This is a genomic window from Bifidobacterium sp. MSK.17.10 (genome assembly GCF_019129655.1).
GTDB classification, from domain to species: Bacteria; Actinomycetota; Actinomycetes; order Actinomycetales; family Bifidobacteriaceae; genus Bifidobacterium; species Bifidobacterium adolescentis.
The window spans coordinates 189,449-215,673 of the sequence record NZ_JAHOJD010000002.1 but is presented as its reverse complement, the minus strand read 5'-3'; the positions used below and the strand labels follow the sequence as shown (position 1 = coordinate 215,673).

Here is a 26,225-nt window from a genome sequence, read left to right as displayed (position 1 = left end):
ATGCATGTTCAGGAGATGTGATGGGCGAAGTCATTACTGACAAGGACAAGGAATACGAGAAGATGGAGCGGGAGTCCGCTCCGGGACCGGATCAGGCCATGAGCGATCGTGTGAACAATCGTTCGCTGCGTCCGCGTTCCGAGGCGTTCAAGGAGTTCATGACCACCGGTTGGGATGACAACGAGCCGCAGATCGAGCCGTTGGAGTCCTCCAAGTACACGCCGGCGCGTCTGGAGGCGTTGGGCAAGGCGTTCCTGGGCGAGCGTATCGTGATTCCGGCCGGACAGCCGAAGGTGCGCAACAACGATTGCGATTACGCGTTCCGTCCGGATACGACGTTCTCCTACTACACCGGTTTGGGTGAGGATTTCGAGGCCGGCGCGGTGCTGGTGCTGAATCCCGTCGATCCGGATTCTCCGGAGGCGAAGGCCGGCAAGACGCATGTTCCGGAACTGTTCGTGGCTCCGCGTGCCAACCATTACACGCAGGACTTTTTCATGAACGCCCATTATGGCGAGTATTGGGTGGGTCCGCGTGCCGGTGTGAAGGAAATGACCGCGATGACCGGCATCGAAACCAACGACATCACGCAGCTGCCCGACGCGTTGAGCAAGGATGTCGGCACTGAGGCCGGCGCGGTGCGCGTGCGCGTGATCCGCGAAGCCGATCCGGCGATTACCAGCATGGTCGAGGAGATCCGTGAAGCCAACGGTTTCGCCGATCCGGACAACAACACCGCTGCCGATGACAAGCTGCACGAATTCGCCGCCGAGGCACGCATGTGCAAGGATGAGTATGAGGTTCGTGAGATGCGCAAGGCCGTGGCCGCAACCAAGCATGGTTTCGACAACATTCTGCGCAAGATTCCGTCTTCCCTTGGCAAGCCGCGTTCGGAGCGCATGCTGGAGGGCGCGTTCAACGCCATCTCCCGCGAGGAGGGCAACGAGGTCGGCTACGACACCATCATCGCTTCCGGCGCCCACGCTCCGATTCTGCATTGGATGCGCAATACCGGTACCGTGGAGTCGGGCGAGCTGCTGCTCATCGACGCCGGTGTGGAGGTCAACAGCCTGTATACCGCCGACATCACCCGCACGTTCCCGACCAACGGCAAGTTCACCGATTTCCAGAAGAAGCTGTACCAGGCCGTGTTGGATTCCCAGCAGGCCGGTTTCGAGGTGGCCAAGCCGGGCGCCACGTATTCGGACATCCACCATGCGTGCATGCGCGTGATCGCCGAACGTCTGCATGACTGGGGTATTCTGCCGGTCGATGTCGAGGAGTCGCTCTCCCCTGAAGGCCAGCAGCATCGCCGTTGGCTCGCCTGCGGCGTGGCCCACCATCTGGGTCTCGACGTGCATGATTGCGCGCAGGCGCGTTATGAGTCGTATCAGAACGCCAAGATTCGTCCGGGCATGATCTTCACCATCGAACCGGGCCTGTACTTCCGTGAGGATGACCTGCTGATTCCGCCGGAATACCGTGGCATCGGCATTCGTATCGAGGATGACGTGCTCATGACCGAGGATGGTCCGGAATGGATTTCCGCGGGCATTCCGAAGCAGATCGACGATGTCGAGGCATGGATGGCCGATATGGCCGCCGAAGGCGCGAAGGCCTGAGGACGCATCATGCCCACGCCTGAATTCGTACTCTCGCTACGTGAAAAAATAGGCCACGATCTGTTATGGCTCATGGGCGTCTCCGGCTATGTCGAGGACGAGCAGGGCCGTGTGCTGTTGGGGCGTCGTTCCGACACCGGCGAATGGGCCATGGTGTATGGCATCAACGAGCCCGGAGAGGAACCGGCCGATACCGTTGCCCGCGAGGTCAAGGAGGAGACCGGCGTGGATGTGGTCGTCACCGATCTGGTGTCGGTCAAATCGTCCAGAAAGGTCCTCACCTATGCGAATGGGGACAACACCATGTACATGGATCACCTGTTCATCTGCAGGCCCGATCCGAATGGCAACACGGAGCCGTTCGTCGGCGATGAGGAAAGCCTCAGCGTAGGCTGGTTCTCCCCTGATGCTCTGCCCGAACCGTTGGCAGCCACCACGGTGGAACGCATGGCTTACGTACGCGAATATCTGAAGGCCAAGGCGAATGGCGATTCGCATGCCCAGTTTGCCTTCAACGGCACCATCCGCTGAAATCGCCTTCCATACATCATAAAATGGAATCCCCGCAACGTTTCAAGCGTTGCGGGGATTCCTTTTTATTAGATTCCGTGGATCAGCTCACTGCTGGGCGGCAAGCAGCTCATGCAGATGCTCGCGATGCTTGCGCTGTTCGCGCGGATCGGGCACCGGCAGGGAGGCCAGCAGCTTCTGCGTGTACGGGTTCTGCGGATTCTGCATGATCTGGTCCGCATCGCCATGTTCCACGATCTGGCCCTTGTGCATCACCATGATGCGGTCGGCGAGCATGTCGACCACGGCGAGGTCGTGCGTGATGAACAGGCATGCGAAGCCGATTTCGGCCTGCAGCTTCTTGAACAGTTCCAGCACCTTCGCCTGCACCGACACATCCAACGCGGAGGTCGGTTCGTCGGCGATGAGCAGGCTCGGCTTCAACGCCAACGCGCGTGCCAAGGAGGCGCGCTGGCGCTGGCCGCCGGACAGCTCGTGCGGGAAACGGTTCATGTAGGCGCGCGGAAGCTGCACCATCTCAAGCAGATCGCCCACATACTTGCGGGCGTCTGATACCGACGAGAACTTCTTGTGCACGATCAACGGTTCGGCCACGTTTTCCGCGATGGTCATCAGCGGATTGAACGAGCTGCCCGGATCCTGGAACACGAAGCCGATGTCGGCGCGTTTGGGTTTGAAGTCGCGTTCCTTCACACCGTTCATTTCTATGCCTAGAACGTTCAGGGAACCGCCGGAAACCTTCTGCAGGCCTGCGATGGCACGGCCAGTGGTGGATTTGCCGGAACCGGACTCGCCTACCAGACCGAGCACTTCGGAACGGTGGATGGTGAAGTCGATGCCGTCCACGGCCTTGAAATCAGGCTGCATGAGATGACCCGGATACGTGATGGTCAGTCCCTTGGCCTCGACCGCGATGGGCTGATCGCGCCAATCCTTCTCACGTTCGATGACCTTGCCATCGGCATCCTTGACGACCAGTTTCTGGCCAATACGCGGCACGGCGGCAAGCAGACGCTTGGTGTAGTCGTCCTTCGGCGAGTAGAAGATCTGCTCGACGCTGCCCTGTTCGACGACGTGGCCGCGGTACATGACCACGACCTCATCGGCGATGTCGGCGATCACGCCCATGTTGTGGGTGATGATGAGCACGGATGCGTCGAACTCGTCGCGCGCCAGACGCAGCAGGTCGAGGATTTCGGCCTGCACGGTCACGTCGAGGGCGGTGGTCGGCTCGTCGGCCAGAATCAGGCCGGGGTTGAGCACCAGGGCCATGGCGATGACGATGCGCTGCTTCTGGCCGCCGGAGAACTGGTGTGGGTAGTAGTCGATGCGGGTTTCCGCGTCCGGAATGCCGACCTTCTTGAGAATGTCGATGGACTTGGCACGGAGTTCCTTCTTGTCCTTCATGCCATGGGCGCGAAGGCCTTCCTCGATCTGCCATCCGATGGTGTACACCGGGTTGAGCACCGAATTGGGCTCCTGGAACACCATGGCCGCTTCGGCGCCGCGCATTTCGCGCAGCTGTTCGCCGGACAGCGACAGCACTTCCAGCTCTTCGGTGCCCGCGCGGTTCGACAGGTACACCGCGCCGGAGGTCGTAGCGGTCTCCGGCAGCAGCTTGATGAGGGAGCGTGCGGTCACGGACTTGCCGGAACCGGACTCGCCCACCACGCCGATGACCTTCTTACGGGGAATTTCGAAGCTGATCTTGTCGATGGCTTTGATGGAACCGGCGTCGGTCATGAACGAGACGCTGAGGTCCTTGATCTCGGCGAGATTGCCTTCCTTGATTTCACTCATCGGTTCACTCCCCTTCCTCGGAAGCCCATTCGGAAGCCACGAATGACGGATCACGGTCGGTGACGGTCACCGGTTTGTCGCTGGCTCCCATCGGATTCTTCGCCGCCTCAAGTTCGGCGACGACCTCGTTGCGCTTGCCTGGCTCCTGGCTGGGGTCCACGGACGTGTCTTCGATGGAGCCGACCACTTCGCCTGCGGACTTGCGGGCGCGCAGACGCGGATCGGCCAGATCGTTCAGCGATTCGCCCACCAGGGTGATGCCCAGCACGATGAGCACGATGGCCAGACCCGGGAACACGGCGGTCCACCAGATGCCGGCGGTCACATCGGAGACGGCGCGGTTGAGGTCGTATCCCCATTCGGCGGCCGCGGTCGGTTCGATGCCGAAGCCCAGGAAGCCCAGGCCCGCAAGGGTCAGGATGGCTTCGGAGGAGTTCAGCGTCAGGATGACCGGCAGGGTTCGTGTGGAGTTCTTGAACAGGTGCTTGGTCATGATGCGCCACGTGGAGGCGCCGACCACGCGGGCGGATTCCACGTACGCGGATTCCTTGATGCGGATCACTTCGGCGCGGATGGTACGGAAGTATTGCGGAATATAGACCACGGTGATGGAGATGCCGGAGGCGAAGATGCCGCTCCACAGGCCGGACTGGCCGTGGGAGATCATGATCGCCATCAGAATCGCCAGCAGCAGCGACGGGAAGGAGTACACGGCGTCGGCGATCATGACGAGCACACGATCGACCCATCCGCCGAAATAGCCGGAGACCAGGCCGAGCAGCACGCCTGCGAAAATCGACAGCAATACCGCGACGACGATGGCGATGACGGCGGTGCGGGCACCCCAGACCACACGGCTGAACACATCGTAGCCACCTGCAGTGGTGCCCCAGATGTGTTCGGAGGACGGTGCCGCCTGGGCCGGGAAGGAAACGCCGTCGGCGCCCTTGAGCTGCGCGTAGCTGTATGGCGCGATGAGCGGCGCGAAAATGGCGACCAGCAGGAAGAACGCCGTGAGCACGAGGCCCGTGATCAGCATGCCTTTCTGCCAGCCGACTGCGACGCGTAGTTCCTTGATGATCGGAATCTTATGCCAGAATGGCGTCTTGTTGCCGAGCTTGAGCTCGTCCAGACGATTGTCGCCTGGAACGGTGACCTTGTTGGCAGATGCTGCGGTCATGTCAGTACCTCACTCTCGGGTCGACCAACGCGGCGATGACGTCGACGATGAAGTTGACGACGGCCACGATGATGGCGATTAGGATAACGATGCCCTGCACGGCCACGAAGTCGCGTGCCTTCAGGTACTGCGACAGCATGAAGCCGAGTCCCTTCCATTCGAAGGTGGTTTCGGTGAGCACCGCGCCTGCGAGCATCAGGGCGATCTGCATGCCCATGACGGTGATGATTGGAATCAACGCCGGCTTCCATGCGTGCTTGTTGAGCAGGCGTTTCTCGGAGACGCCGCGGGAACGTGCCGCTTCGACGTAGCCGGAATTGTAGGTGGCGATCACGTTGGTGCGCACCAGACGAATGAATACGCCGGCGGTCAACAGGCCCAACGCAAGGGCCGGCAGCACGGCATGGCGCAGCACGTCCAGCAGTACGGACATGTCGCCCAGCTGAATCGCGTCGATGATGTAGAAGCCGGTCGGCGACACCAGTCGGGAGAACTGCATCTCGCTGCCAAGCGATGAGCGCCCGGATGCCGGCAGCACGTTCAGCCAGATGGCGAAGATGAGCTTCAGAATCAGGCCGAGGAAGAACACCGGGGTGGCATAGCACAGGATGGCGAAGGTGCGGATGCCCGCATCGGCCGCGTGGTCACGCTTGCGTGCGGCGATGCGTCCCAAGCCGATGCCGACGATGAGCGCGACGATGAGCGCGAGGAACGCCAGCTCGAATGTAGCGGCACCATAGTGAGTAAGGATGGTACTCACTTTTTGGTTATCGGTCAATGTGGTGCCGAGATCGCCATGCAGCAGGCCGCCAAGATAATCGATGTACTGCACGATGAGCGGACGGTCATAACCGGCCGCGTGGATACGCTTCTGCAGTTCCTCGGGAGTGAGACGGCCACCAAGAGCGGCGGAAATCGGATCGCCGGTAGCGCGCATCACGAAGAAGACGATGGTTACAAGAATAAATACTGTAGGAATGATCAGCAGAAAGCGTGTGAGCACGAAACGGAAGAATCCGCTTGAAAGCTTGTTTTTCTTGGCTTTCGGCTGAGCCTCGGTTGCGCTTTGCGTCACGTCGGGCTCCTTTTCCTTATTGGTGTTTTAGATACAAATTGAGCCCCTGCCTGACTTAGGCGGGTCAGGCAGGGGCGGTCAAAGCCTTCCGTCAGGCCTTGGTCACGGACGAGTAGCGGAAGCGGAAGGAAGCGTCAAGGACGACACCCTTCACATTAGAACCGGTGACCGCAACCTGGGCACCCTGCAGCAGCGGGATGGTGGACAGGTCATCGGTTTCGAGCTTCTGGATTTCCTTCAACAGGTCCTCACGGGCCTTGGCGTCAGTCTCTCCGGCCTGCTTGACGATCAGATCGTTGACTTCCTTGTTGGAGTATCCGTTGTTCACGAAGTTGCCGTCACGGAAGAATGGGGACAGGTAGTTGTCCGGATCGGAGTAGTCAGGGAACCAACCGAGCTGGTAGACCGGGTAGGAACCATCGGAATCCTCGGTGACCACACGGTCCTTGTTGAACTGGGTCCATTCGGTGGACTGCAGGTCGACCTTGAACAGGCCGCCTTCCTCGAGCTGGGCCTTGATGGCCGCATACTCGTCGGCGGAGGACTGGCCGTAGTGGTCCGGGTTGTACTGGAGCTTCAGGTCTACCGGGGTCTTCACACCGGCGGCTTCGAGGGTCTTCTTGGCCTTGGCCGCATCCGGCTTGCCGGAACCGTCGCCATAGGCTGCCTTCAGGGTGTCGTCGTGGCCGGACAGGCCATCCGGAATGAAGGAGTACAGCGGGGTGTAGGTGCTCTTGTAGACCTTGGTGGCCAGCTCGTTGCGGTCGATCAGGCTTGCGACGGCCTGACGCACGGCCTTGGCCTTGTCGGCGTTCGGCTCGCTGGACTTCTCGCCGTACGGCATGATCTTGAAGTTGAAGGCGAGGAAGCGCTCTTCGCCGCCCGGTCCCTTGACGACCTTGACCTTGTTGTCCTTGGACAGGTCCTCGACGTCGGTCGGGGTCATGGAGCGGTAGGCCACGTCGACCTGGCCCTGCTGCACGGCCATCTTCAGGTTGGAGGAGTCGGCGAAGTACTTGACCTGCACAACGTCGTTCTTAGCTGGGGTCAGACCCTTGTAGGAATCGTTCTTGGCATATGCCAGGGCCTCGTTCACCTTGTAGGAGGTGAGCTTGTACGGGCCTGCGAAGGCGTTGTCCTTGACGATGGTGTTGGCATCGGTCAGCTTGTCGGCGGAGAAGGACTCTTCGTCGACGATCGGGCCGGCCGGGCTGGAGAGCACCTGCTTCAGGGTCACGTCGTCCTTGACCGCGGAGTGGAACACGACGGTGGTGTCATCCTTGGTCTCGACGGACTCGATGTTGGCCAGCAGGGAGGACGGACCGTTCTCGTCGTTGATCTTCTTGATACGGTCGAAGGAGAACTTGACGTCGGAGGCGGTCAGATCGTGGCCGTTCGCGAACTTCAGGCCCTTCTTGAGCTTGACGGTGAACTCGGTGCCGTCGGCGCTCCAGGTGCCGTCATCGGCGGCGATGTCCGGAGACAGCTCGGAAGTGTTGTAGTTCTGCGCGTACAGGAACGGGAACACCTGAATCTGCACGGCGTAGGAACCGTTGTCGTAGGAGCCAGCCGGATCAAGGCTGGTGATCTTATCGGTCGTGCCGACGGTGATGGTGTTGCCGGTTGCGGCGCCACCGTCCTTCACGCCGCCGCAGGCGGCCAGGGAAGCCAGAGCCGCGACAGAAGCCAGAGCGGCGATAACTTTCTTGCGATTCACTATGGAATCCTCTCTTTTCTATCCGAATCGCCCCTGTGCAAGGCGATATAGTGACAAGAATCGGCGCGCAATGTTAACCGTACGTTTCATTGGAGGCCGTTTTACCCACCTACCTTATATTCGTCGTTTTCTGCTATGCATTAAAACGGCGAAATTCCAACGTTTTAACGACTACTGAAAGAAAATAAGAAAAACCAGCCATTTTATGAGACGGACCCAGCCAAAGTCGCATTCAAGGTCTACGTCCTTCTTTTTTACTCATTGCTTTCGCACAGAGAGACCCAGATAAGCGCGCGACACGCGGCACAACACGAATTGCATTAATCAATTAACGGCGTTAATATATTAAGAAGTTCAATGAGGGTCCATGCACTGTCGCAAGGAGGTGAGCATGAGTAGGTACAGCGCCCAACAGTTATCGATCTCGGAAAACAACCGTTCCCGTATCCTGCAATACCTGTACCACAATGGCATCTGCTCACGCGCGCAGATCGCCAAAGCCATCAAGCTCACTCCGGCGGCAATCACCAAAATCACCGCGAAACTGCTGGCGCAGGGCATCATCGAAGAAACCGGCGACATGGACGGAGACAAGAACCGCCGTTCCATCGGTCTGAATCTCAATTGCGCCAAATACCACATCATCGGCGTGAAGTTCGCCCGCAGTCTGGTGCAAATCGCGGTCTTCGACCTCAAGTGCAACCGTATCTTCCTGTCCGACTTGCCTACCGTCAGCGAAGAGCACATCCCCGAAACGGTGGAGCGCATTCGAGATACCGTACGCCAGCTCATCAAGGACGACCCCAGCATCGTGGCCGTCGGCATGGCGGTTCCGGGGCCCTATTTAAAGGACGAAGGACGCACCGCTTTGGTCTCCTCCATGCAGGGCTGGAGGCAAATCAACTTCATCGACGAATTCAGCAACGCATTCAGCGTCCCCGTGTTCGTCGAACAGGACGCCCGCGCCGGCGCGCTGGCGCAGTTCCTGCTCAATCCGGAACTGTCGGAAGGTTCCCTCGCCTACTATCTGCTTGGCGAAGGCATCGGCCTCGGAGTCATCGACAACGGCACCATCTACTACGGCGAGCACGGCACCGCCACGGAAATCGGACACGTCTCCATCGACGTGAACGGCAAGCCATGCGACTGCGGCAATGTCGGATGCCTGGAACGCTACTGCTCCGCCAACGCCATCCACGAACGGCTCAACGCCAATCCGAGCATCATTCCCGGATGCGAGACGATGACACATGCGCAGGCTTGCGCAGCACTGTTCGCCAAGGCGAACGCGGGAAACGAGACCGCGACGCTTCTGATGCTCGATGTTGCCCGATACGTTGGGTACGGCGCGGTCACCATCATCAACGCTTTCAATCCGACACACATCGTTCTTGGAGACATCATCGCGCAAGCCGGCCAGCCGTTGCTCGACGAAGTCACACAAGTCGTGCGCGAACGCACGATCCCCGAAATCGGGCGCAACACCCGAATCACCCTGTCCGCCCTGCCCACCGACGCCACCGTTACCGGTGCCGCCGCCGTGGCGATAACCAATTTTCTGGAACATCCTTCGATGTTCTTCGACGTCGCATAGCACGCCGCCCACCAAAGAAAGGAACCACCCATGTCCAAGCCAATCGTCATCGCCCTCGGTGAAATCCTGTGGGATATGCTCCCCACCGGCAAGCGCGCCGGCGGCGCTCCCGTCAACTTCGCCTACCACGCGTCCCAGAACGGCGCGGAAAGCTACGCCATCAGCGCCGTCGGTAACGACGAGCTGGGCGCCGAGCTGCTCAACGATGCGCACAAGGCCGGCATCAACACGCTGGTGCAGACCAACGAATACCCGACCGGCACCGTCGCCGTGGCACTGACCAACGGCATTCCGGAATACACCATCGTGCAGAACGTGGCTTGGGACCACATCGGCTACACCGACGAACTCGCCGAGGCCGTGTCCAAGGCCGACGCCATCTGCTTCGGCACGCTGGGTCTGCGTTCCCAGGAATCGCATGACACCATCATCAAACTGCTCCAGCATGCCAAGGAAGGCGCGCTGAAGTTCTTCGACATCAACCTGCGCGCCAACTTCTACTCCAAGGAGCTGATCGAGGAGCTGCTGGGATACGCCAACATCTTCAAGATCAACGACGACGAGCTCATCATGATGCGTGAGATGTTCTCCATTCCGGAGGGCAACGACGAAGAGGCCTGCAAGTGGTTCATGGATCGCTTCGATCTGGAGTACACCATCCTGACCGGCGGCGCGACCTTCAGCACCATCATCGCCAAGGACGGCGAGACCTCCACTCTGCTGACCCCGCATGTCGAGGTGGCCGACACCGTCGGAGCCGGCGATTCCTTCTCCGGCTCCTTCACCGGCAAGATCCTGTCCGGTGCCTCCCTCAAGGAAGCGCATCGCGCGGCCGTGAACACCGCCGCCTACGTGTGCACCAAGGAAGGCGGCTGGCCGGCCTACCCGACCGAAGGCGTTCCGGATTACCTCGCCGCAGCAGCCAAGTAAGCGTATCTTCTCCTTTCATCATCACCGATTCCGCATGCCGTCAAATAACGGCATGCGGAATTTTTTTACCGGTTTTGCGAAGTTTCGTCGGTATGATGAATCGCCGATAGCATAATTTGGTTTGTCGGATAAACCGTGGTATCTTGAAATGTCTGGCTATAAAGCCGGAAGGTTTGATAATTCAATATTTGGGGATGATCGGTTTCGACGGTGACCTGTTCGTCGCAGGGAAGCGTGCCGAGAACGTAGGGTCCGCTCGTGGATGCCCCCTACAAAAGAATAAGTGCTAAATCTAACCGCACTGAGTTCGCTCTCGCTGCCTGAGCTTCGCGCCAGGATTAACCAGTGGGCAGCCGCTCCGTTCACTCCCCCTCGTCTTTGGGGGGATGTTGAGCGTCGTTTAGAAGACTTGCCTTACCGGCTGAGCCACAGGGCCGGCAAGGGACTTTTACTGTAGATATGCTCGCCATCAGTTGTCTGCGACATCGATGGGGGCAGAAAAACCGCCGCACGGCCAGCAGACTACGCACGTAGAAGACTGAGGGTTCGGTCATCGGACCGGGGTTCGATTCCCCGCATCTCCACGGATTGAAAGCCGCCAGAAATGGCGGCTTTTCCTTTATTTCCAACGGTTTCCACCACTTTTGCAATTCGCTGCAATTCACCCTTTCTCGCGATATTTCTCAAAAACATGGGCAAAATGTGGGCACGAATCATGCGTCAGCAATGACGGCTTTTCGTATTGGTAATCACATTTCTCGTTCGGTGAAACAGCGCATGTCGGCAGCAACGCCTCCGTATCATCGAAATAACCGTCCGGCGCCTTCCAATATTACAAGCCGCCGGCCAGCCAACCATCGAAAGGGACGATATCATGGCGAAGCTTACAGAGGAAATGAAGGATTTCATCAGCAGCAATCTCGCTTGGGTGGCCACCATCGGCAAGGATGGACACGTCGATTTGGGGCCGAAAATGAGCACGTTCGTCATCGATGACACTCATATCGGCTATCACGAGCGCACCGCCGGTCAAATGTACCGTAATCTGCTCGACGGCAGCGAACTGGTCATCGCAGTGGCCAATCTTGAGCAGAAGCGAGGTTATCGTTTCCGTGGCAACGTCACTCTGCATTCCGATGATGCGATCTACGATGAGCAGGTCGCCGTGGCCGAACATAACGGCACGAAGAAGCCCATGACCATTCCCGTTCTGGAGATCACGGAGATTCAGGACTTGACGCCAGGGGCGACCGCAGGCAAGACCATCGTCAAGGACTGACGCCCGTTCAACGCATACGGCTAATACCATCCATCCAAACGCGGAAACGCGCTCTGGCCCTCCCTTGGAAAGAAGGTCCAGAGCACGTTTCGTTTTTCTGTCAAGACAAAAAGAGCTAGATCAAAGTATTTCCGCTCCGTCATGCAGTGACGTTGCGCAATAACGCTATTTGATGATCGGTCTCAACGGCGCGGACACGTCCACGTTATGCTTGTCTCCAATCACGTTCGGATCATTGACGATCTTGTCCACCACCGCTTTCTTGAGCTTCAGGTCCGAGGAATCACCCCATACGATCACGCGGTCTCCCCCATTGAGTTCCGTGGTGATGGAATCCTGGGTCGCCGCGGTGACCTTGGTGATGGAATTGCGCATCGATTCCGGCAGTGAGCTGAGAATCTTCAACGCTTCCTTGATAGGACGCCTAGACAGGCTCGCATCGACGTTCTGCACTTCGATGACGGGAATGCCTTCCACGGAAACGCCGCTGACGGAATTGAGCACGCGGCCCTTGCTGTCGACCGCCGTCATATGGTCCTCGCTGGTTTTGAGCATGGCCGCGGGTTTCTGCGCCTTGATCGTCACTTCAAGCGAGTTCGGCAGCTGTTTCTTCGACTTGGCTGACGTGACTCCCGGAATCGCCTTGATCTGCTTCTCCACGGCTCCATCCGAAACCAGGAACAACGATTTTCCGGACTGCTGCCTCGCGATGTCAAGCACCTGCGATTCACTCACCCATTCGTTGGCGCCGACCACGCTGATGTTGCCTGGCTCCAAACGGAACACCGACGAGAAGAGGAACAGCCAGACGACAGCTCCCAAAACCACGGCTACGACAAGACCGATGAGCACGCGCAGGACTATGGCTCGCGCGCCGGCCTGACGGCGTTCCTTGAGCCGTTCGCCGAAATCAACCACTTTCGGACGTGTCATGATGCCGATCGTGCCGGTGGTCTCCTGCAGGGTTTTGGAAACCAGGTCCTCGCTTTGCAAACGTCGCGCGTCTACGAAGCCTTCGGCTTTTGAACGGTCCGCGTACCCTTCAATCGACCGTCCTTCGGCATGCTCCGATGAGATGGACCGTCCGGAACGTCGTCCGCCCGACTGGTCCGTCTCCTGCACATCCTTGCCGGAACTGATGACCCGTCGAGCCATCAGCCCTCGCAATCCCAACGATGCGCTTCAAGAGCATGCAGGATGACCTCGTCCATCTGCGTGATGTCGCCGGCGCCTACGGTGAAGATGACGTCGCCATGATGCGCGCGCATCACCATCATCTGGGCCGCGGTGTGCATGTCTTCGACGCCACGGATCCAGTCCTTTGCCGGTTCATGCTCAAGCTTGAGCGCCTCGTCCACGATGGTGGCCGGAGTCACGTCGGGGAAATCCTCCTGCTTCTCGCGCGCGGGGAAGATGCCGGTAACGATGACGTCATCGGCCTTGGCAAGCGCCTGCGCGAATTCAGAGCTGAAGAAACGCGTGCGGGAGAACAGGTGCGGCTGGAAGATCACACGGATCTTGGACTGCGGGTAGCGGCGACGGGCCGCATCCAGCAGCGCAGCGATTTCGGTCGGATGATGCGCGTAATCATCGACGACCGTCACTTGGCTGACGGTGCCACGGACCTGGAAGCGGCGTGCGGCACCGAGGAACGAGGTGACCGCCGCGGAGGCACGTTCGACGTCCATGCCCAACAGCGCGGCCGCGATAATCGCCGCGGAGGCGTTGCGTGCGTTGTGGATGCCGGGAACGGTAAGCGTCACTGCGATGCGGCGTTCCTCTTCGCCGATCAGTCCGCCTGGAATATGCAGCGTGAAATGTTCGGCTCCGCTTTCGGCGGTTTCGCTTTCCGATTCGATGCGTACCAGCGTGGCACCGTTCAGGTCGCCCAATTCGGCGGCGTTCCGTGTTGAATAGACGATCGTGCGTCCGGCCACGGTGGCGTCAAGCGCACGTAGCACGGCAAGGTTGCCTTCGTCGTCGCCGCACATGATTACGGCTTTGGTGGCGTGTCCGGCATGGTCCACGAATGCGGCCCGATAGTTGTCCTGCGTGCCGTAGTGGTCAAGGTGGTCGGCTTCGGAATTGGTGATGATGGCGATTTGCGGATGGTATTTGGCGAAGCTGCCGTCCGATTCGTCGGCCTCGGCCACCAGCACGTTGCCCTTGCCGGCATGGCCGCCGTCCAAAATGGCACCGTCTTTGCCTTGGATGGAACCGCCGATGGCGTAGCTCGGATCGGCGAGCTCGCCTTCTCCGGCGTTCACGAGAATGTGCGCCAGCATGGAGCTGGTCGTGGTCTTGCCGTGGGCGCCGGCCACGGTCACCGCACGTTTCGCGTTCATCAGCAGGGCGAGGATGTCGCTGCGGTGCACGATGCGCTCCCCTGCCTCATGCGCGGCGACGATTTCCGGATTGTCCGGCTTGATGGCGCTGGAGAACACGACGGTGTTCTTGCCTTCGACGTTCTTCGCCTGCTGGCCGAATTCGACGGTGATGCCGAGGCTTTGCAGACGGTCGGTTTTGGCGCTTGGCTCACGGTCCGAACCATCGACCTCGACACCCTGCTCATGCAGCATTTCAGCGAGCACGCTCATGCCCGCGCCACCGATGCCGATGAAATGCGTGGCACCTAGGTCATGCACCGTCTCTTCAGGTGCGAACGACGCATGGGTTGGGTCAAGAATTATGGTACCGGCTTCACGCTGGTTGTCAGACACGATTGCTCCTCGTAAATTGTTTTCAAGCTCATTTCATTATGGCCGCACCCATGGTCTCCCACGGGGTGCGGCCATGATTGTTCGGCCGGTTAATCAGCTGGCTGATCGATTAGCGCGAGCACGCGCTTCGCCATGACTTCGGCGGCGTCGCGGATGCCGTATTTCCACGCGTTGGCACCGTATCGGGACAGCTTGTCCGGATCGGCGAGCAGTTCCGGCACATGGCCACGGACCCAATCCGGGGTGAAATCGCCATCCGCCACCATCAAGCCCCCTTCCGCGTCGACCACGGGCTGCGCGTTGAAGCGCTGCTCGCCATTGCCGATCGGCAGAGGCACGTAAATCGCCGGCAGTCCCAAAGCCGTCAGCTCGCTGACCGTGCCGGCTCCGGAACGGCAGATGATCAGATCGGCGCAGGCGAACGCCAGATCGATGCGTTCCAGATAGGGAGCCACACGGTAGTCGCCATCCGAAACGTGGTCGGGGCCAAGCTCGCCGAGCACATCCTCTCCGGCGCTTACCGACACCAAGGAACGCACTTCGTCGTCTTTGCCCTTACCGGTCAGATGAATCACCTGGGCGTGCGCAAGCAGGTCCTTGGCGGAAGCGGCCACAGCCCTGTTCACGTTCACCGCACCCAAGGATCCGCCGGTGACGACCACGAGCGGACGGTCCGGATCGACGCCAAGCTGCGCCGCGGCGGCTTTACGAGTGGCGGTACGGTCATGTTCCAGATCGGACGCCAATCGTGCGATTGCCGGACGAAGCGGCAGGCCCACGCGTTCGACTTCGACGCCCCTGCGTGGTTTCAGTCCTGGCTGGGCGTATGCGGCACCGATCATGGACGCCCAACGCGCGCCCAGCTTGTTGGCCATGCCCGCACGTGCGTTCTGTTCGTGAATCGCAATCGGAATGCCCATGCTGTGCGCGGCCGCGTATACGGGTGCGGACGTGTATCCGCCGAAACCGACGACCACTTGGGCCTGATGCCGGGTGAGGATGTCACGTACTTTGGCCTTCTCGGCCTTCCATTTGGCTGGAAACTGCAGCGCAGCCTTGTTGGGCCTGCGCGGGAACGGCACTTTTTCGATGGTTTCCAGTTCGAAACCGGCCTGCGGAACCAAATCACGCTCCAGACCGACGGCGGTGCCCACCACCGCGATATCCGCTTCCGGTTCAAGCTCGCGAATCACATGTGCCACGGCGAGCAGAGGATTGACGTGGCCTGCCGTGCCGCCACCGGCAAGAACGATATGCTTCTGATTGCTCATAATCCACGAGCTTAGCCCACCATGCGGCGGCAGGCCACGCGGCATACCGCCGCCGATGCAGATACTTACATTTCGTCTACTTTTCTTTTGCTTGCTTCGCAACTCGCATGACGGGAACCGATTACAGTATGCGGTTCTCGGCTTTGACCTGCGGCTGCTCCTTCATCAGGCTGATGGCCACGCCGGCGGCCCCCAGACACATGATAAGAGACGATCCGCCTGCTGATACGAACGGCATCGGCACGCCCATGACCGGCAGCAGGCTGACGACGACGCCGATGTTGACAAACGCCTGGCCGACGATCCATACCGCGATGCACACCAACGCCATGGTGATGTACCGGTCGCGGACCTGCACGGCCACCATCAGCATGCACCACGTCATGACGATGAACAGCAGAATCACCATGGCTGCTCCGACGAATCCGGTTTCCTCGCCGATGATGGCGAAGATGAAATCGTTGTGCGCTTCGGGAAGATAGCCCCATTTCTCGCCGGAATTGCCGATGCCGACGCCCAACAAGCCGCCGGATGCGATCGCGTATTTGCCGTGGACCGCCTGATAGCACACGCCCTGCAGGTCGGACGGAGAGCAGGTCCGGTAGGCCGCCATGATGCGGCCGAGTCGGTTGGGGCTGGTCAGAATGAATCCGACGATACCGCATATGCCAAGCAGCGCGGCTCCGGCAAGCCATTTGCCGGGGAATCCGCCAAGCAGCAATGCAATGCCGCCAATTGCGAGAATAATCAAGCCCGTACCAAGATCCTTGCCGGACATGACCAGGCAGAACGCGCATAGATAGCCGAGAATAAGCTTGGAGTACGCGCGGGGCGCGCCGACCTTCTTCACCTGCTTGCGCGCGTTGATCAGCTCGTTCGGCATCCAGATGCATAACGCCAGCTTGACGATTTCCGCGGGCTGCATGGTGAACACGCCCGGAATGCCGATCCATCCTTTGTTGCCGTTGACTTCGACGCCCAATGGCGTCAGTGTGGCGGCCTGCATGACCATGGCGCCAAGCAGGAACCAGAAGCTGATCTTTCGGTAGAAGCTGGCCGGCAGCATCATCGTGATGAATGCTATGACCAGGCCGAACACGCAGTACATGCCCTGTTTCAGCGCCTGCGCCCATGGCGACTGCCCGTTGGCGATCATGTTCACCGAAGAGCTGGAGAACACCATGATCACGCCGAAGATCGTGAGGATGATCACGCATAGGCGGAATCCGTGGAAGCACCATAACGGGTTGGCGAGATTACGCGTTCCGCCGTTCTTCAACGGTTCTCGTGTCTGCGCCGCGGCGCCGTCCGTCATGTTCGGACGGCTTGCGGAAGACGTGATGCTACGGCTGGCCTCAGGCTTCCCCATGCTCATTCACCCAACGCTGAGCCTGCTGCGCGAACTGGTTTCCGCGATCGGCGTACGACTTGAACTGGTCCATGGACGCGCAGGCCGGAGCCATGAGCACCACATCGCCGGATTGCGCGTAGGTGCCGGCAGCGTCGATGGCGCGGGCCATGACGGTGTCGTTGTCCGTGGGATCGATGATGGACATGGGAATGTCGGGAGCGCTTGCCTTGAACGCGTCCAGCATTGGCTGCTGGTCCTTGCCGATGATGATGGCCGCCTTGATGGTGTGCGCCTGGTCGGCGACGAGCTGTTCGAAACGGCCTCCTTTGGCAAGTCCGCCGGCGATCCACACCACGGACTTGTCCGCGAAGCTGTTAAGCGACGCCTTGGCCGCATGCGCGTTGGTGGCTTTGGAGTCATCCACGAAACGGATGGTGCCACCGTCGGACGTTTTGGCGACGGCGACGGTCTGGATGCGGTGGCCGCCCGGCGTGAACTGCTTGAGCGCGGCCAACGCCTTGTCTTTGTCTGCTCCGAGACCCAACACCAGCGCCAACGCGGTCAGGGCGTCGGCGAGCAGATGCGGGTAGACCGTGCCATCCGGCTCGGTCAGATGCGTGAAATCGGTGACCTTCGCCACTTGGAACGGCTTTCCCGCTTCTCCGCCGGCAATGCCGGACATGTCGACGATCCAGCCATCTTTCACACCGATCTGCCCGTCCTTCGGCTCGGCCAACGTGAAGCCGATCCTGCGGCATTCCGGCGCGGTCTGGGCCGCGAACGCCAATTTGGTGACGCGTTCGTCATCGGCGTTGTAGACCAGCGCCTTCTTGACGTTGTGGAACACCTTCGCCTTGTCGGCGGCATAGTTCTCGATGCCGCCATGCCAATCGAGATGGTCGTCGGCGATGTTGGTGATCGCCGCGCAGTCAAGTTCCAGAGAATAGGTGAAATGCAGCTGGAACGAGCTCAGTTCGACGCAGAGCACGTCGTTCGCGGGGTCGACGGCGGCGTGCGACACGGCTTTGCCGATGTTGCCGACGGCGGGAGCGGCCAGGCCGCATGCGGTCAGCATTTCGGAGGTCATTTCCGTGGTCGAGGTCTTGCCGTTGGTGCCGGTGATGCCGATCCACTGCGCCGGCTTGCCGGTGGTGTTGCTGTTCACGCGCAGCTGCCAGGCCAGTTCGACTTCGCTCATGACCGGTATGTTGCGTTTCTGCGCCTCAAGGATGAATGGCGTGCGCGGGTTGAAGACCGGCGAGGTCATCACCATGTCGGTATTGTCCCAATCGATTTGGTCGAAGGAATGCAGGTCGGCGTCCGGCTTCTTCTCATCCACGCCCAGCACTCTGCCGGCACGGGAGCCCAGCACTTCCATCATGCTTTGCCCGGAGACACCGAGACCAGCCACGATTACGGTCTTGCCATCCATATTCATATCCATCACCCTTCAATCGGAAACGTCATTTGCCGTGATAGCACACTCATATTGCGGGCGTAAAGCCGCGCCCGCAATCGTGTCACAGGCCGGAACGGGCCACCCAATCGCCGTAGAACAGCACCAAGGCGATCAGCACGAACAGCATCTCGATCATCCAGAACCGGACCACGACCTTCACTTCCGGCCAGCCCTTCAATTCGAAATGATGATGGATCGGGGCCATCTTGAAAACGCGCTTGTGGGTCATCTTGAAGTAGCCGACCTGGATGATGTCGCTCATGGTCTCGATGACGAACAGACCGCCAAGGATGATCGCCAGGAATTCGGTGTGCGTGGCGATGGACATGGCTGCGAACAGACCGCCAAGCGCCAAGGAGCCGGTGTCTCCCATGAAGATGGAGGCCGGATTGGAGTTGTACCACAGGAAGCCGAAGCAGGCTACGGCCGCGCACGCCGCGATGATGGTCAGGTCAAGAGGATCGGACACCGCATAGGTGAAGCCTGGATGGTCCGAACCCTTGAGGTGGTAGAACTCCCAGAACGCGATGATCGCATAGCCGATGAAGGCGATCATCGAGGAGCCGGCGGCCAAGCCGTCAAGACCGTCGGTCAGATTGATGGCGTTGGTCCATGCGGTCATCAGGAAATTCACCCAGATCACGAACAGCACGATGGCCACGACACGACCGGCGAATTCAAAGCTGAAGAACGGCTTTTCGATGAAGCTCATGCCGGCCTGGGCGCTGGGGAAGCCGGATTTGGTCGGCAGAATCAGCGCCAGCACCGCGTATATGGTGGCGAGGATGAACTGTCCGATGAACTTGCCCTTGACGGTCAGTCCCTCACTCTGCTTCTTGCGGACCTTCGCGAAATCGTCGATGAATCCCAAGAATCCCATCGACAGCATGGCGAACAGCACCAACACCGCGGACCACGACGGCACCTCTCCCCTGGTGAAGAACCGATACAGTGCCGAGGAGCACCAGCCGAGCACCACCGCGAGGTTGATGACCACGCCGCCAAGCGTCGGCGTGCCGCGCTTGACGAGATGCGACTTCGGGCCATCCTGACGGATGTACTGTCCGTAGTTGAGCTTGTGCACCAACTTAATCAGCAGCGGAGTGCCCACAATCGTCACGACGAGCGACACCATAATGCCGATGATGAGTGAAATCACCTGATCTTCTCCGTTTCAGTCAGCTATGATCGGCACGACGCCGATTCCGTCAGTTTTGCGTCCAACGCTCCGCCAGAGCGCTCAATCCGGACGCGTGGGATCCTTTCAGCAACACCACTGTACCCTCATGGTCGGTCGCAAGCCGGGTGACCATTCGGTCGGCCTGTTCGGCATCATGCGCCCATTGCACCATCGTCGGGTCGGCGGCAACCGCCTTGCCGCCCTGCGCCATGGCCTCGGCAAGCGCGTCCAACGCCTCGTCGGAAGTGCTGCCGACCGTCACAAGCGCGTCCGCACCGCCCTCGACGGCGTATCTGCCGACGTCCTCATGCAGGCGATGCTCATCCGGTCCGAGCTCCAACATGGCTCCGAGAACCGCTATTCTGAACGGCTGCTGCTCGGCGCCGGCATGCCAGCGCGACAGGCCATCGAGTCCGGCCTTCATGGAATCGGGGTTGGCGTTGAACGAATCGTCGATCAGTGTGAACGACGTTTCGGGCTTGGTGACGGTGGACACCGCCATGCGATGCGGGCTGATGCTCGTCACGTCGGATAGGCCGGAGGCCACGTCGTCAATCGGCATGCCCAACGTCATCGCCACCGTGGCTGCGGCAAGCGCGTTCATGACGTTGTGCTGTCCGCAGATGCCGAGCGTGACGTTGGCGTGCCGGCCTGTCTTGTCTTCCAGTACGAATGACGGATGGTCGAGATCGTCGCAGCGCACGTCGAGCGCGGTCGTGTCCAGTTGCGCGTCTTCTTTCTGCGGCAGGCCGAACCACAGCACATCGGCCGGAGCGATGGCGCTCATCGCGGCCACATGTTCGTCGTTGGCGTTGAGGATGGTCAGGCCGCCCGGCACCAGTCCGCGTACGATTTCCGATTTGGCTTGGGCGATGCGTTCCGCAGAGCCGAATTCTCCCAGATGCGCCACGCCCACCTTGAGCACCACGGCGATGTCCGGCGGAACCAGGGAGGTGAGGTTGGCGATTTCGCCCACGTGATTGGCGCCCATTTCCGCCACCAGGAAACGCGTGCCGGCGTTCACCTTGAGCGACGTCAGCGGCAGGCCGATCTCATTGTTGAACGATCCGACCGGAGCGACGGTGTCGCCCATTTTGGACAGCAGCGATTTGAGCAGATCCTTGGTGGTGGTTTTGCCGACGGAACCGGTGATGCCGATGACGGTGAACGGCGATTCCAGCGCGCGCCGACGCTCGATATTATGCTTGGCGAGCGCTCCCAACGCCTTGACGGTGTTTTCTACGACGATCTGCGGCACCTGCGCGCCCGCGATTTCGTGGTCGACCAGTGCGGCCACAGCCCCCTGCGCGCCGACCTTCGGCACGAAATCATGACTGTCGACGCGTTCGCCGGCAATCGCCACGAAAACGGATCCCGGCACGATCTGGCGCGAATCCGTGAAGGCGCTGATGGCCACCGGTTCGTCGGTCGGCACGGTCGTCGGCATCAACCGTCCATCAACCGCCTGCGCGATCTCCGTCAGGCTCATCGGCATCATGGTCGGGCTGCTCACTGTCGTTACTCCTCTAATGGTTGGGTTTGTGTTTGATGTGGAGAATGTTTCGTTCCACGTTTAGTTCAGGTCACGCGAGACGCGTAACGCGCTTTTGATGTTGGCTTTCCTCACGCCGGCGGCCAGCACCATGGCGATGGACAGGGACAGCGAACGGCTGTCCGTCTGGCCGTATGCCGTCGCGGCCTGCGCCGCAAGCAGGTCGGATTCCTGGGTTCGTCCCGCGATGCGGGTCTGTTTGCCGACCGCGCATCCGAATTTTGCGACGAGTTTCGCAACCTCGGCATCGCTCAAACCATTGTCATCGCAGGCAAGCACATCGACGCTGACCGATTGCAACGCGTCCTCACGCAGGGTCTCTTCATCCAACGCGAGGATCACAGCGGCTGCGCCGTCTTCGGCGCACACCGCCATGGTACGTTGCACATCGATGGCCGACAGAGGATATTCCAGATTGAGGAAGCGTTCCAATGACTGTGAATCGGACGAGCTGATCACGCCGACGGGGTTGCCCAACATGTGCAGGAAATCCGCGAGGTTCCTCACTTCGGATTCCACGATCTCCCTGTTCTTCCCCGTGATGGCGAACACGGCCAATGCGTCGGACGGATTGCCGGCCATGTCGCTCACCAGTTTGCCGAGCTGTCCCATGGTGGGTTCGGCGTAGATGAGCGGAATCTGGATGTCGTCGGTTTGACCGCGCAGCGCATGGGGCACGATCGCGCCATATGCTCCCTGTTCCTGAGCCTGCGACAACTGGTGCACGTCCACATCGGCGGACGGGACGAACAGTGCGCCGGGACGCACCGATTCGACATTATCCGCGATGGAAGTGATCGTCACTTCAGCCGCCGACGTCGGATCAAGATCGAAACCGTATCGGCTGGCAAGCAGCCCTAAAGTCATTCGTCTGTTCATGGATTCGCTGACCGCGCTCACCTTTCCGCCCCTCCGTGTCTGAATACGTATTCGCTCACCAATTCACCGGAATAGCATCCGTGCGAGGTGAAGACGCCGGCACTTCATACTTCTGCATAAGGAATTCACCAATCTCCGCGGTGACAGGACCCGCCGTCAAACCGCCGAAGCTGCCTTGGGGGTCTTTGAGCACCACGGTGATTACGAAGCGTGGATTATCCGCGGGAATGATCGTCGAGTAATCGCTGATGATCGAGGTCAGTTGGCCGTTCGCTCCGGCGACTTCTGCTGTGCCTGATTTCGCCGCCATACGATAGCCGTCGACCTTCACGAAAGTGTTGTAGTGTTCAGCGGACGATTCCATGGCGTTGAGCATCTGGCTCGCCACGGATTCGTCGATGACGCGTGTCGCCTCGCCCTTGGACTGCTGCTCTTCGACATGCCCCGCGGTGTCGGTGATGGACTTGATGATGCGTTGCGGCTTTTTGACGCCCTTGTTGGCTATCACCGAAACCGCGTTGGTCAGCTGCATGACGTTCACCGTGTACCCTTGACCGAACAGCACGGTGTTGCGGGTTCGCCTGTCCCAGCTATCCGAGGGGTGCAGCACGCCTTCGGATTCGCCTGGCAGGTTCAGTCCTGTGGCCTGTCCGATACCGAATTTGCTGATGAAGTTGTACCGCTGCTCGTTGGTCATCTTGTCTCCGGCAATGACCATGCCAACGTTCGACGACTGTTCGAGGATGCCGGCGAGCGTCCAATGTTCGTTGCCATGGTCCACCGCGTCCTTATAGGTCTGTCCTTCCACGGTCACCGTGTTCGGTACCGTGAATTTGTCATCGATCTTGTGCAATCCCAGTTGCAGCATGCCCGACATGGCCAGCACCTTGCCGATGGAGCCAGGTTCGAAGGTCTCGCTCACCGCCCGGGAGGCGCCCATCTTCGCCTGGTCGCTTCCGGCCTCGGTCGTATCGCTGTCCGCCAAAGCGAGGATGTCGCCCGACTGCACGTCCTGGACCATGGCGATGCCCCAAGCGGAATGGTATTTGTTTTCGCTGTCGCTCAGCACTTTCTCGGTGTACCACTGCACATCCCGGTCGATGGTGAGGGTGACGTCGGATCCGTTGACCGCGTCTTTGGATTCGGTCATGGTTCCGGGGATTTCGACGCCGCTGTTGCCCTGTTGGTACACCTGGTAGCCGTCACGGCCCGTCAATGTCTTGTTTTCCATCTGCTCGATGCCGGCCACGCCCTTGCCGTCGGCGTCGACACCACCCAATAGCGAGCCCATCAAAGTGCCGTTGGAGTACAGACGTTCGTTGCTTAGTTCCGCGTAGACGATGCCGCCGAGGTTCAGCTTGGAGATTTTACGCTTGACCGCAGGCGTCACGTCCTTCTTCAATACCACGTATTGCCCGCTGATCGACAGTTTGGCGCCCAGTTCCGTGGCGTCCATGCCCAATACGGGGGCCAGCAGACGAGCCACGGCCGCGGCTCCCGTCACGCCGACCGGCTTGCCGTTGATCTGGTGGCAGTTGCTGCCGGTCTGTTTGGTGCAGGTGGTCGGTATGAACGCCTGCGCCTGTTCGGGGTTGCCGATGATGGTGTAGCGTTCGACGCTTTGCGCGAGAATCGCGCCATTGGTATCCATGATCTTGCCGCGTCGAGCCTTCAACGTCACGGTGGTGGTACGGCTTTGCGCCGCGGCCTGCGCCATGCCTTTGCCGTTGACCAGTTGAATATTGGCAAGTTGGATAAGGCAGGTGGTGCCCATCAGCGCCAGAACGACGCCGATGGCCATGGTTTTCGTCAACAGGTTCTTGTGGAAGAACGTGTAGATCCTGCGGATAGGGTTCACCGGGTCTTGTCTCCACTTGCGTTTGCCTGATAGCCGTTCAGATCGATGGTCAATGCGCCTTTCTGCGGGACCATGCCCATCTCTTCGGCCTTGCTCGGCAATGAGGCGTCAAGTTCGTCGAGCTTGGCCTGATCGTCCTCGACGTCCTGGGTCAGCTGGGTGATATGCGTTTCGATTTGGCTCGCCTCGAAGGAATTCTGCACCATTTGGGTACGCAGCATCAGTGAGCCCAGCAGGCATACGCCAAGGAACACCGCGGCGATGACCAGGTGCAGCAGCGGCGTGCTGCGGGTCCGCGTCCATGTGATGAGTTGTTCGAAGCCGTGACGGATGCCGTTGCCTTCGACTCTGGTCCCTTTGATGACGTGCAGTTCGGGACGCGTGGTGCCGATGGTCTCGGTCTGGCTTTTGCGGCCGGCCGGAGCCGCATTCGAAGCGATCGTTCTTGGTGCCGCCACTTCAGTCCCTTCTTCCTTGTCTGGTCATGCTTGCGTAATCCGCGCCTTGGTCGAACCGTTTGCGCCATCGTGCGGGAATCGGTCTGGTCAATTCCACCGCGCGCAATCTGACGGACGCCGATCGTGGATTGTTGGCGATTTCCTCCGCGTCCGCCTTGATGGCGCCGCGGGTCAGTTCCTTGAAGAACGGCATCATGTCGGGCGGCACCACGGGCATATCCGCCGGAGCGTCGACCTTAAGCCCTTGGTTCATGAAGGCTTTGACGGTTTTGTCTTCCAACGAGTGGTACGACTCCACCACCAGACGTCCTCCCACTGCAAGGTGGTTGGCGATTTGCGGCAGCGTGCCGGCAAGCTTGTCCAGTTCGCCGTTGACTTCGATGCGCAGCGCCTGGAAGACGCGTTTCGCGGGGTTGCCGGCGGGACGGTGGGCCTGCGGCACGACCTCGTCCACCAAACGATTGAGCTGGCCCGACGTGGTCAGCGGCTCGGTTTCACGCCAGCGTACGATTTCCCGTGCGATCTGCTTGGAGAACCGCTCCTCGCCGTATGTGCGGAAGATACGCACCAAATCGGCGAACGAATATTCGGCGAGCACCTGCTCTGCGGTCAGGGGCTGCGTCACGTCCATACGCATGTCGAGCGGCGCGTCATGGGAATAGGAGAAGCCACGTTCCGTCTCATCGATCTGCAGGCTGGACAATCCGAGGTCCATGAACACCGCGTTGACCTTGTCGACGCCTTGGTCGGAAAGCACTTGGGAGAAGTCGTCGAATGCCGCGTGCACGGGCGTGAAACGGTCGGCAAGGCCATCCATTTCCATGCGTTTCGTGGCGAGCGCGAGCGCCTCGGTGTCCCGGTCGATGCCGATCAGGCGGGCGTTGGGGCTTGCTTTGAGGAACGCTGTGGAATGCCCGGCGAGGCCGAGGGTGCAATCCACCGCGATCGAGCCGGGCTTCGCCAATGCCGGTGCCACCAAGTCCACGCAATCGCGGAGCAGCACCGGCTGATGAATCGTCGTCACGTCTGTCATTAGAACTCCATCGCCGGCAATACGTCATCGGCAATGTCGGAATATCCTTGTTCCTTGTCGGCCAAGTAATCCTCCCATGCCTGTCTGTTCCAAATCTCGGCCCGGGTTCCCACGCCGATCACCACAATGTCGCTGTCCAGATTCGCGTAATCGCGGAGCATCTGCGGCACAAGCACGCGTCCTTGCTTGTCTGGCTCCTGGTCGACCGCGCCGGAAAGGAACACACGCAGGTAGTCGCGTGCCGCCTTGTTTCCCATGGACGTGTGTTGGATCTGCACCGCGATCCGTCTGAATTCCGATTGCGGCAGCAGGTAGACGCATCGTTCCTGGCCTCTTGCCATCACCATGCCGGAGCCCAGTTGGCTGCGGAACTTCGCAGGCAATGCCATACGTCCTTTGGCGTCGATTTTCGGAGTGTAGGTGCCCAGCAGCAATGGCGGCAAGTCCGCCATCATGCCGCCGGATTGAGCCGGGTCATCGTCGGAGACGGATTCTGTTCCAATGTCATGGACCATTACCGCACCTCCTTTTTGCCCACACTCGGCCCACCAATCCGAGACACTTTCCCCACTCTACCCCACTGCTCACCATTTTTCCCCACGAAAAAGCAAAAATGCCTCAAAATATTGTCGATTTCTCCCCATATTTGAGATTGCGCGTCCGCACCGTACAGTTCCGTCGCTGTCAGACCGTCGCGATTCGCCGCGGTCACTCGCCGCTCGTAGAAGCCTTGGGG

General features: G+C 60.0%; 21 protein-coding genes and 1 other RNA gene. 6 read left to right on the top strand and 16 right to left on the bottom strand.

Annotated features, from left to right (window positions below):
• Positions 1-20 precede the first annotated feature (20 nt).
• Entirely contained in the window at positions 21-1,622 is a 1,602-nt protein-coding gene (locus tag KSX58_RS02375; RefSeq protein ID WP_217735878.1) for an aminopeptidase P family protein, read from the top strand.
• Positions 1,623-1,631: 9 nt separating this feature from the next.
• On the top strand, positions 1,632-2,153 hold the full coding sequence (locus KSX58_RS02370) for an NUDIX domain-containing protein (protein WP_070122479.1): 522 nt from the start codon (positions 1,632-1,634) through the stop codon (positions 2,151-2,153).
• Positions 2,154-2,240: 87 nt separating this feature from the next.
• Here the strand turns inward: KSX58_RS02370 and KSX58_RS02365 are convergent, their stop codons facing one another.
• The 4 genes from KSX58_RS02365 to KSX58_RS02350 all read right to left on the bottom strand — a co-directional run bounded on the left by KSX58_RS02365 (position 2,241) and on the right by KSX58_RS02350 (position 7,925).
• Positions 2,241-3,953, bottom strand: coding sequence for an ABC transporter ATP-binding protein (locus tag KSX58_RS02365; RefSeq protein WP_003810730.1), 1,713 nt, complete (start codon positions 3,951-3,953; stop codon positions 2,241-2,243).
• A gap of 4 nt (positions 3,954-3,957) precedes the next feature.
• Positions 3,958-5,133: an ABC transporter permease gene (locus tag KSX58_RS02360; RefSeq protein ID WP_003810731.1), complete on the bottom strand. Its 1,176-nt coding sequence runs from the start codon at positions 5,131-5,133 to the stop codon at positions 3,958-3,960.
• 1 nt (position 5,134) lies between these two features.
• Positions 5,135-6,208, bottom strand: a complete 1,074-nt coding sequence (locus KSX58_RS02355; RefSeq protein WP_003810734.1) for an ABC transporter permease — start codon at positions 6,206-6,208, stop codon at positions 5,135-5,137.
• A 91-nt stretch (positions 6,209-6,299) separates the two neighbouring features.
• Entirely contained in the window at positions 6,300-7,925 is a 1,626-nt protein-coding gene (locus KSX58_RS02350) for an ABC transporter substrate-binding protein (protein ID WP_070122480.1), read from the bottom strand.
• 391 nt (positions 7,926-8,316) lie between these two features.
• Here KSX58_RS02350 and KSX58_RS02345 point away from each other — a divergent pair, with 391 nt between their 5' ends.
• From KSX58_RS02345 to KSX58_RS02330, 4 genes are all read left to right on the top strand, one after another.
• Complete coding sequence (locus KSX58_RS02345) at positions 8,317-9,519, top strand: ROK family transcriptional regulator (protein WP_042990886.1); 1,203 nt, start codon at positions 8,317-8,319, stop codon at positions 9,517-9,519.
• Between the two features lie 30 nt (positions 9,520-9,549).
• Positions 9,550-10,449, top strand: a complete 900-nt coding sequence (locus KSX58_RS02340) for a carbohydrate kinase (protein ID WP_003810740.1) — start codon at positions 9,550-9,552, stop codon at positions 10,447-10,449.
• 190 nt (positions 10,450-10,639) lie between these two features.
• Positions 10,640-11,036, top strand: a transfer-messenger RNA (tmRNA) gene (gene ssrA / locus KSX58_RS02335).
• A gap of 287 nt (positions 11,037-11,323) precedes the next feature.
• Positions 11,324-11,728: a pyridoxamine 5'-phosphate oxidase family protein gene (locus KSX58_RS02330; protein WP_003810744.1), complete on the top strand. Its 405-nt coding sequence runs from the start codon at positions 11,324-11,326 to the stop codon at positions 11,726-11,728.
• A 165-nt stretch (positions 11,729-11,893) separates the two neighbouring features.
• On the opposite strand, the gene KSX58_RS02325 is transcribed toward KSX58_RS02330, so the two are convergent.
• The 12 genes from KSX58_RS02325 to mraZ all read right to left on the bottom strand — a co-directional run bounded on the left by KSX58_RS02325 (position 11,894) and on the right by mraZ (position 26,004).
• Positions 11,894-12,883 (bottom strand): cell division protein FtsQ/DivIB, encoded by a 990-nt coding sequence (locus tag KSX58_RS02325; RefSeq protein WP_003810745.1) that lies wholly within the window; start codon positions 12,881-12,883, stop codon positions 11,894-11,896.
• Positions 12,883-14,448 (bottom strand): UDP-N-acetylmuramate--L-alanine ligase, encoded by a 1,566-nt coding sequence (gene murC, locus KSX58_RS02320; protein WP_011743442.1) that lies wholly within the window; start codon positions 14,446-14,448, stop codon positions 12,883-12,885. The genes KSX58_RS02325 and murC overlap by 1 nt, the downstream gene beginning before the upstream one ends.
• An 89-nt stretch (positions 14,449-14,537) precedes the next feature.
• The gene (locus KSX58_RS02315; RefSeq protein ID WP_003810749.1) at positions 14,538-15,719 is read right to left on the bottom strand and encodes a glycosyltransferase; all 1,182 of its coding nucleotides are present in this window, start codon (positions 15,717-15,719) and stop codon (positions 14,538-14,540) included.
• Positions 15,720-15,840: 121 nt separating this feature from the next.
• On the bottom strand, positions 15,841-17,088 hold the full coding sequence (locus KSX58_RS02310) for a putative peptidoglycan glycosyltransferase FtsW (RefSeq protein WP_080505096.1): 1,248 nt from the start codon (positions 17,086-17,088) through the stop codon (positions 15,841-15,843).
• A complete protein-coding gene (murD, locus tag KSX58_RS02305; RefSeq protein ID WP_081026603.1) occupies positions 17,075-18,514 on the bottom strand; it encodes a UDP-N-acetylmuramoyl-L-alanine--D-glutamate ligase in 1,440 nt (479 codons plus the stop codon). Before murD ends, KSX58_RS02310 begins: the two co-directional genes overlap by 14 nt.
• Positions 18,515-18,590: 76 nt before the next feature.
• A complete protein-coding gene (mraY, locus tag KSX58_RS02300) occupies positions 18,591-19,688 on the bottom strand; it encodes a phospho-N-acetylmuramoyl-pentapeptide-transferase (protein ID WP_021913872.1) in 1,098 nt (365 codons plus the stop codon).
• Between the two features lie 49 nt (positions 19,689-19,737).
• Positions 19,738-21,207, bottom strand: a complete 1,470-nt coding sequence (gene murF / locus KSX58_RS02295) for a UDP-N-acetylmuramoyl-tripeptide--D-alanyl-D-alanine ligase (RefSeq protein ID WP_085379733.1) — start codon at positions 21,205-21,207, stop codon at positions 19,738-19,740.
• A gap of 75 nt (positions 21,208-21,282) precedes the next feature.
• Positions 21,283-22,161, bottom strand: coding sequence for a UDP-N-acetylmuramyl peptide synthase (locus KSX58_RS02290; RefSeq protein ID WP_085380426.1), 879 nt, complete (start codon positions 22,159-22,161; stop codon positions 21,283-21,285).
• Between the two features lie 34 nt (positions 22,162-22,195).
• Positions 22,196-23,941: a penicillin-binding protein 2 gene (locus tag KSX58_RS02285; protein ID WP_172677563.1), complete on the bottom strand. Its 1,746-nt coding sequence runs from the start codon at positions 23,939-23,941 to the stop codon at positions 22,196-22,198.
• Between the two features lie 53 nt (positions 23,942-23,994).
• The gene (locus KSX58_RS02280) at positions 23,995-24,456 is read right to left on the bottom strand and encodes a hypothetical protein (RefSeq protein WP_003810762.1); all 462 of its coding nucleotides are present in this window, start codon (positions 24,454-24,456) and stop codon (positions 23,995-23,997) included.
• Position 24,457: 1 nt separating this feature from the next.
• Positions 24,458-25,489 (bottom strand): 16S rRNA (cytosine(1402)-N(4))-methyltransferase RsmH, encoded by a 1,032-nt coding sequence (gene rsmH / locus KSX58_RS02275; RefSeq protein ID WP_217735879.1) that lies wholly within the window; start codon positions 25,487-25,489, stop codon positions 24,458-24,460.
• The gene (mraZ, locus tag KSX58_RS02270; RefSeq protein WP_217735880.1) at positions 25,489-26,004 is read right to left on the bottom strand and encodes a division/cell wall cluster transcriptional repressor MraZ; all 516 of its coding nucleotides are present in this window, start codon (positions 26,002-26,004) and stop codon (positions 25,489-25,491) included. Before mraZ ends, rsmH begins: the two co-directional genes overlap by 1 nt.
• Positions 26,005-26,225 lie beyond the last annotated feature (221 nt).

What these genes read in the sequence shown, in the direction of transcription:
- mraZ (WP_217735880.1), bottom strand. Translation starts at nt 26,004, where the DNA reads ATGGTCCATGACATTGGAACAGAATCCGTCTCCGACGATGACCCGGCT.
- KSX58_RS02285 (WP_172677563.1), bottom strand. Translation starts at nt 23,941, where the DNA reads ATGGCCATCGGCGTCGTTCTGGCGCTGATGGGCACCACCTGCCTTATC.
- KSX58_RS02315 (WP_003810749.1), bottom strand. Translation starts at nt 15,719, where the DNA reads ATGAGCAATCAGAAGCATATCGTTCTTGCCGGTGGCGGCACGGCAGGC.
- KSX58_RS02375 (WP_217735878.1), top strand. Translation starts at nt 21, where the DNA reads ATGGGCGAAGTCATTACTGACAAGGACAAGGAATACGAGAAGATGGAG.
- KSX58_RS02340 (WP_003810740.1), top strand. Translation starts at nt 9,550, where the DNA reads ATGTCCAAGCCAATCGTCATCGCCCTCGGTGAAATCCTGTGGGATATG.
- murD (WP_081026603.1), bottom strand. Translation starts at nt 18,514, where the DNA reads ATGGATATGAATATGGATGGCAAGACCGTAATCGTGGCTGGTCTCGGT.
- KSX58_RS02330 (WP_003810744.1), top strand. Translation starts at nt 11,324, where the DNA reads ATGGCGAAGCTTACAGAGGAAATGAAGGATTTCATCAGCAGCAATCTC.
- KSX58_RS02370 (WP_070122479.1), top strand. Translation starts at nt 1,632, where the DNA reads ATGCCCACGCCTGAATTCGTACTCTCGCTACGTGAAAAAATAGGCCAC.
- KSX58_RS02365 (WP_003810730.1), bottom strand. Translation starts at nt 3,953, where the DNA reads ATGAGTGAAATCAAGGAAGGCAATCTCGCCGAGATCAAGGACCTCAGC.
- KSX58_RS02360 (WP_003810731.1), bottom strand. Translation starts at nt 5,133, where the DNA reads ATGACCGCAGCATCTGCCAACAAGGTCACCGTTCCAGGCGACAATCGT.
- KSX58_RS02345 (WP_042990886.1), top strand. Translation starts at nt 8,317, where the DNA reads ATGAGTAGGTACAGCGCCCAACAGTTATCGATCTCGGAAAACAACCGT.
- KSX58_RS02310 (WP_080505096.1), bottom strand. Translation starts at nt 17,088, where the DNA reads ATGGGGAAGCCTGAGGCCAGCCGTAGCATCACGTCTTCCGCAAGCCGT.
- murF (WP_085379733.1), bottom strand. Translation starts at nt 21,207, where the DNA reads ATGATGCCGATGAGCCTGACGGAGATCGCGCAGGCGGTTGATGGACGG.
- KSX58_RS02325 (WP_003810745.1), bottom strand. Translation starts at nt 12,883, where the DNA reads ATGGCTCGACGGGTCATCAGTTCCGGCAAGGATGTGCAGGAGACGGAC.
- rsmH (WP_217735879.1), bottom strand. Translation starts at nt 25,489, where the DNA reads ATGACAGACGTGACGACGATTCATCAGCCGGTGCTGCTCCGCGATTGC.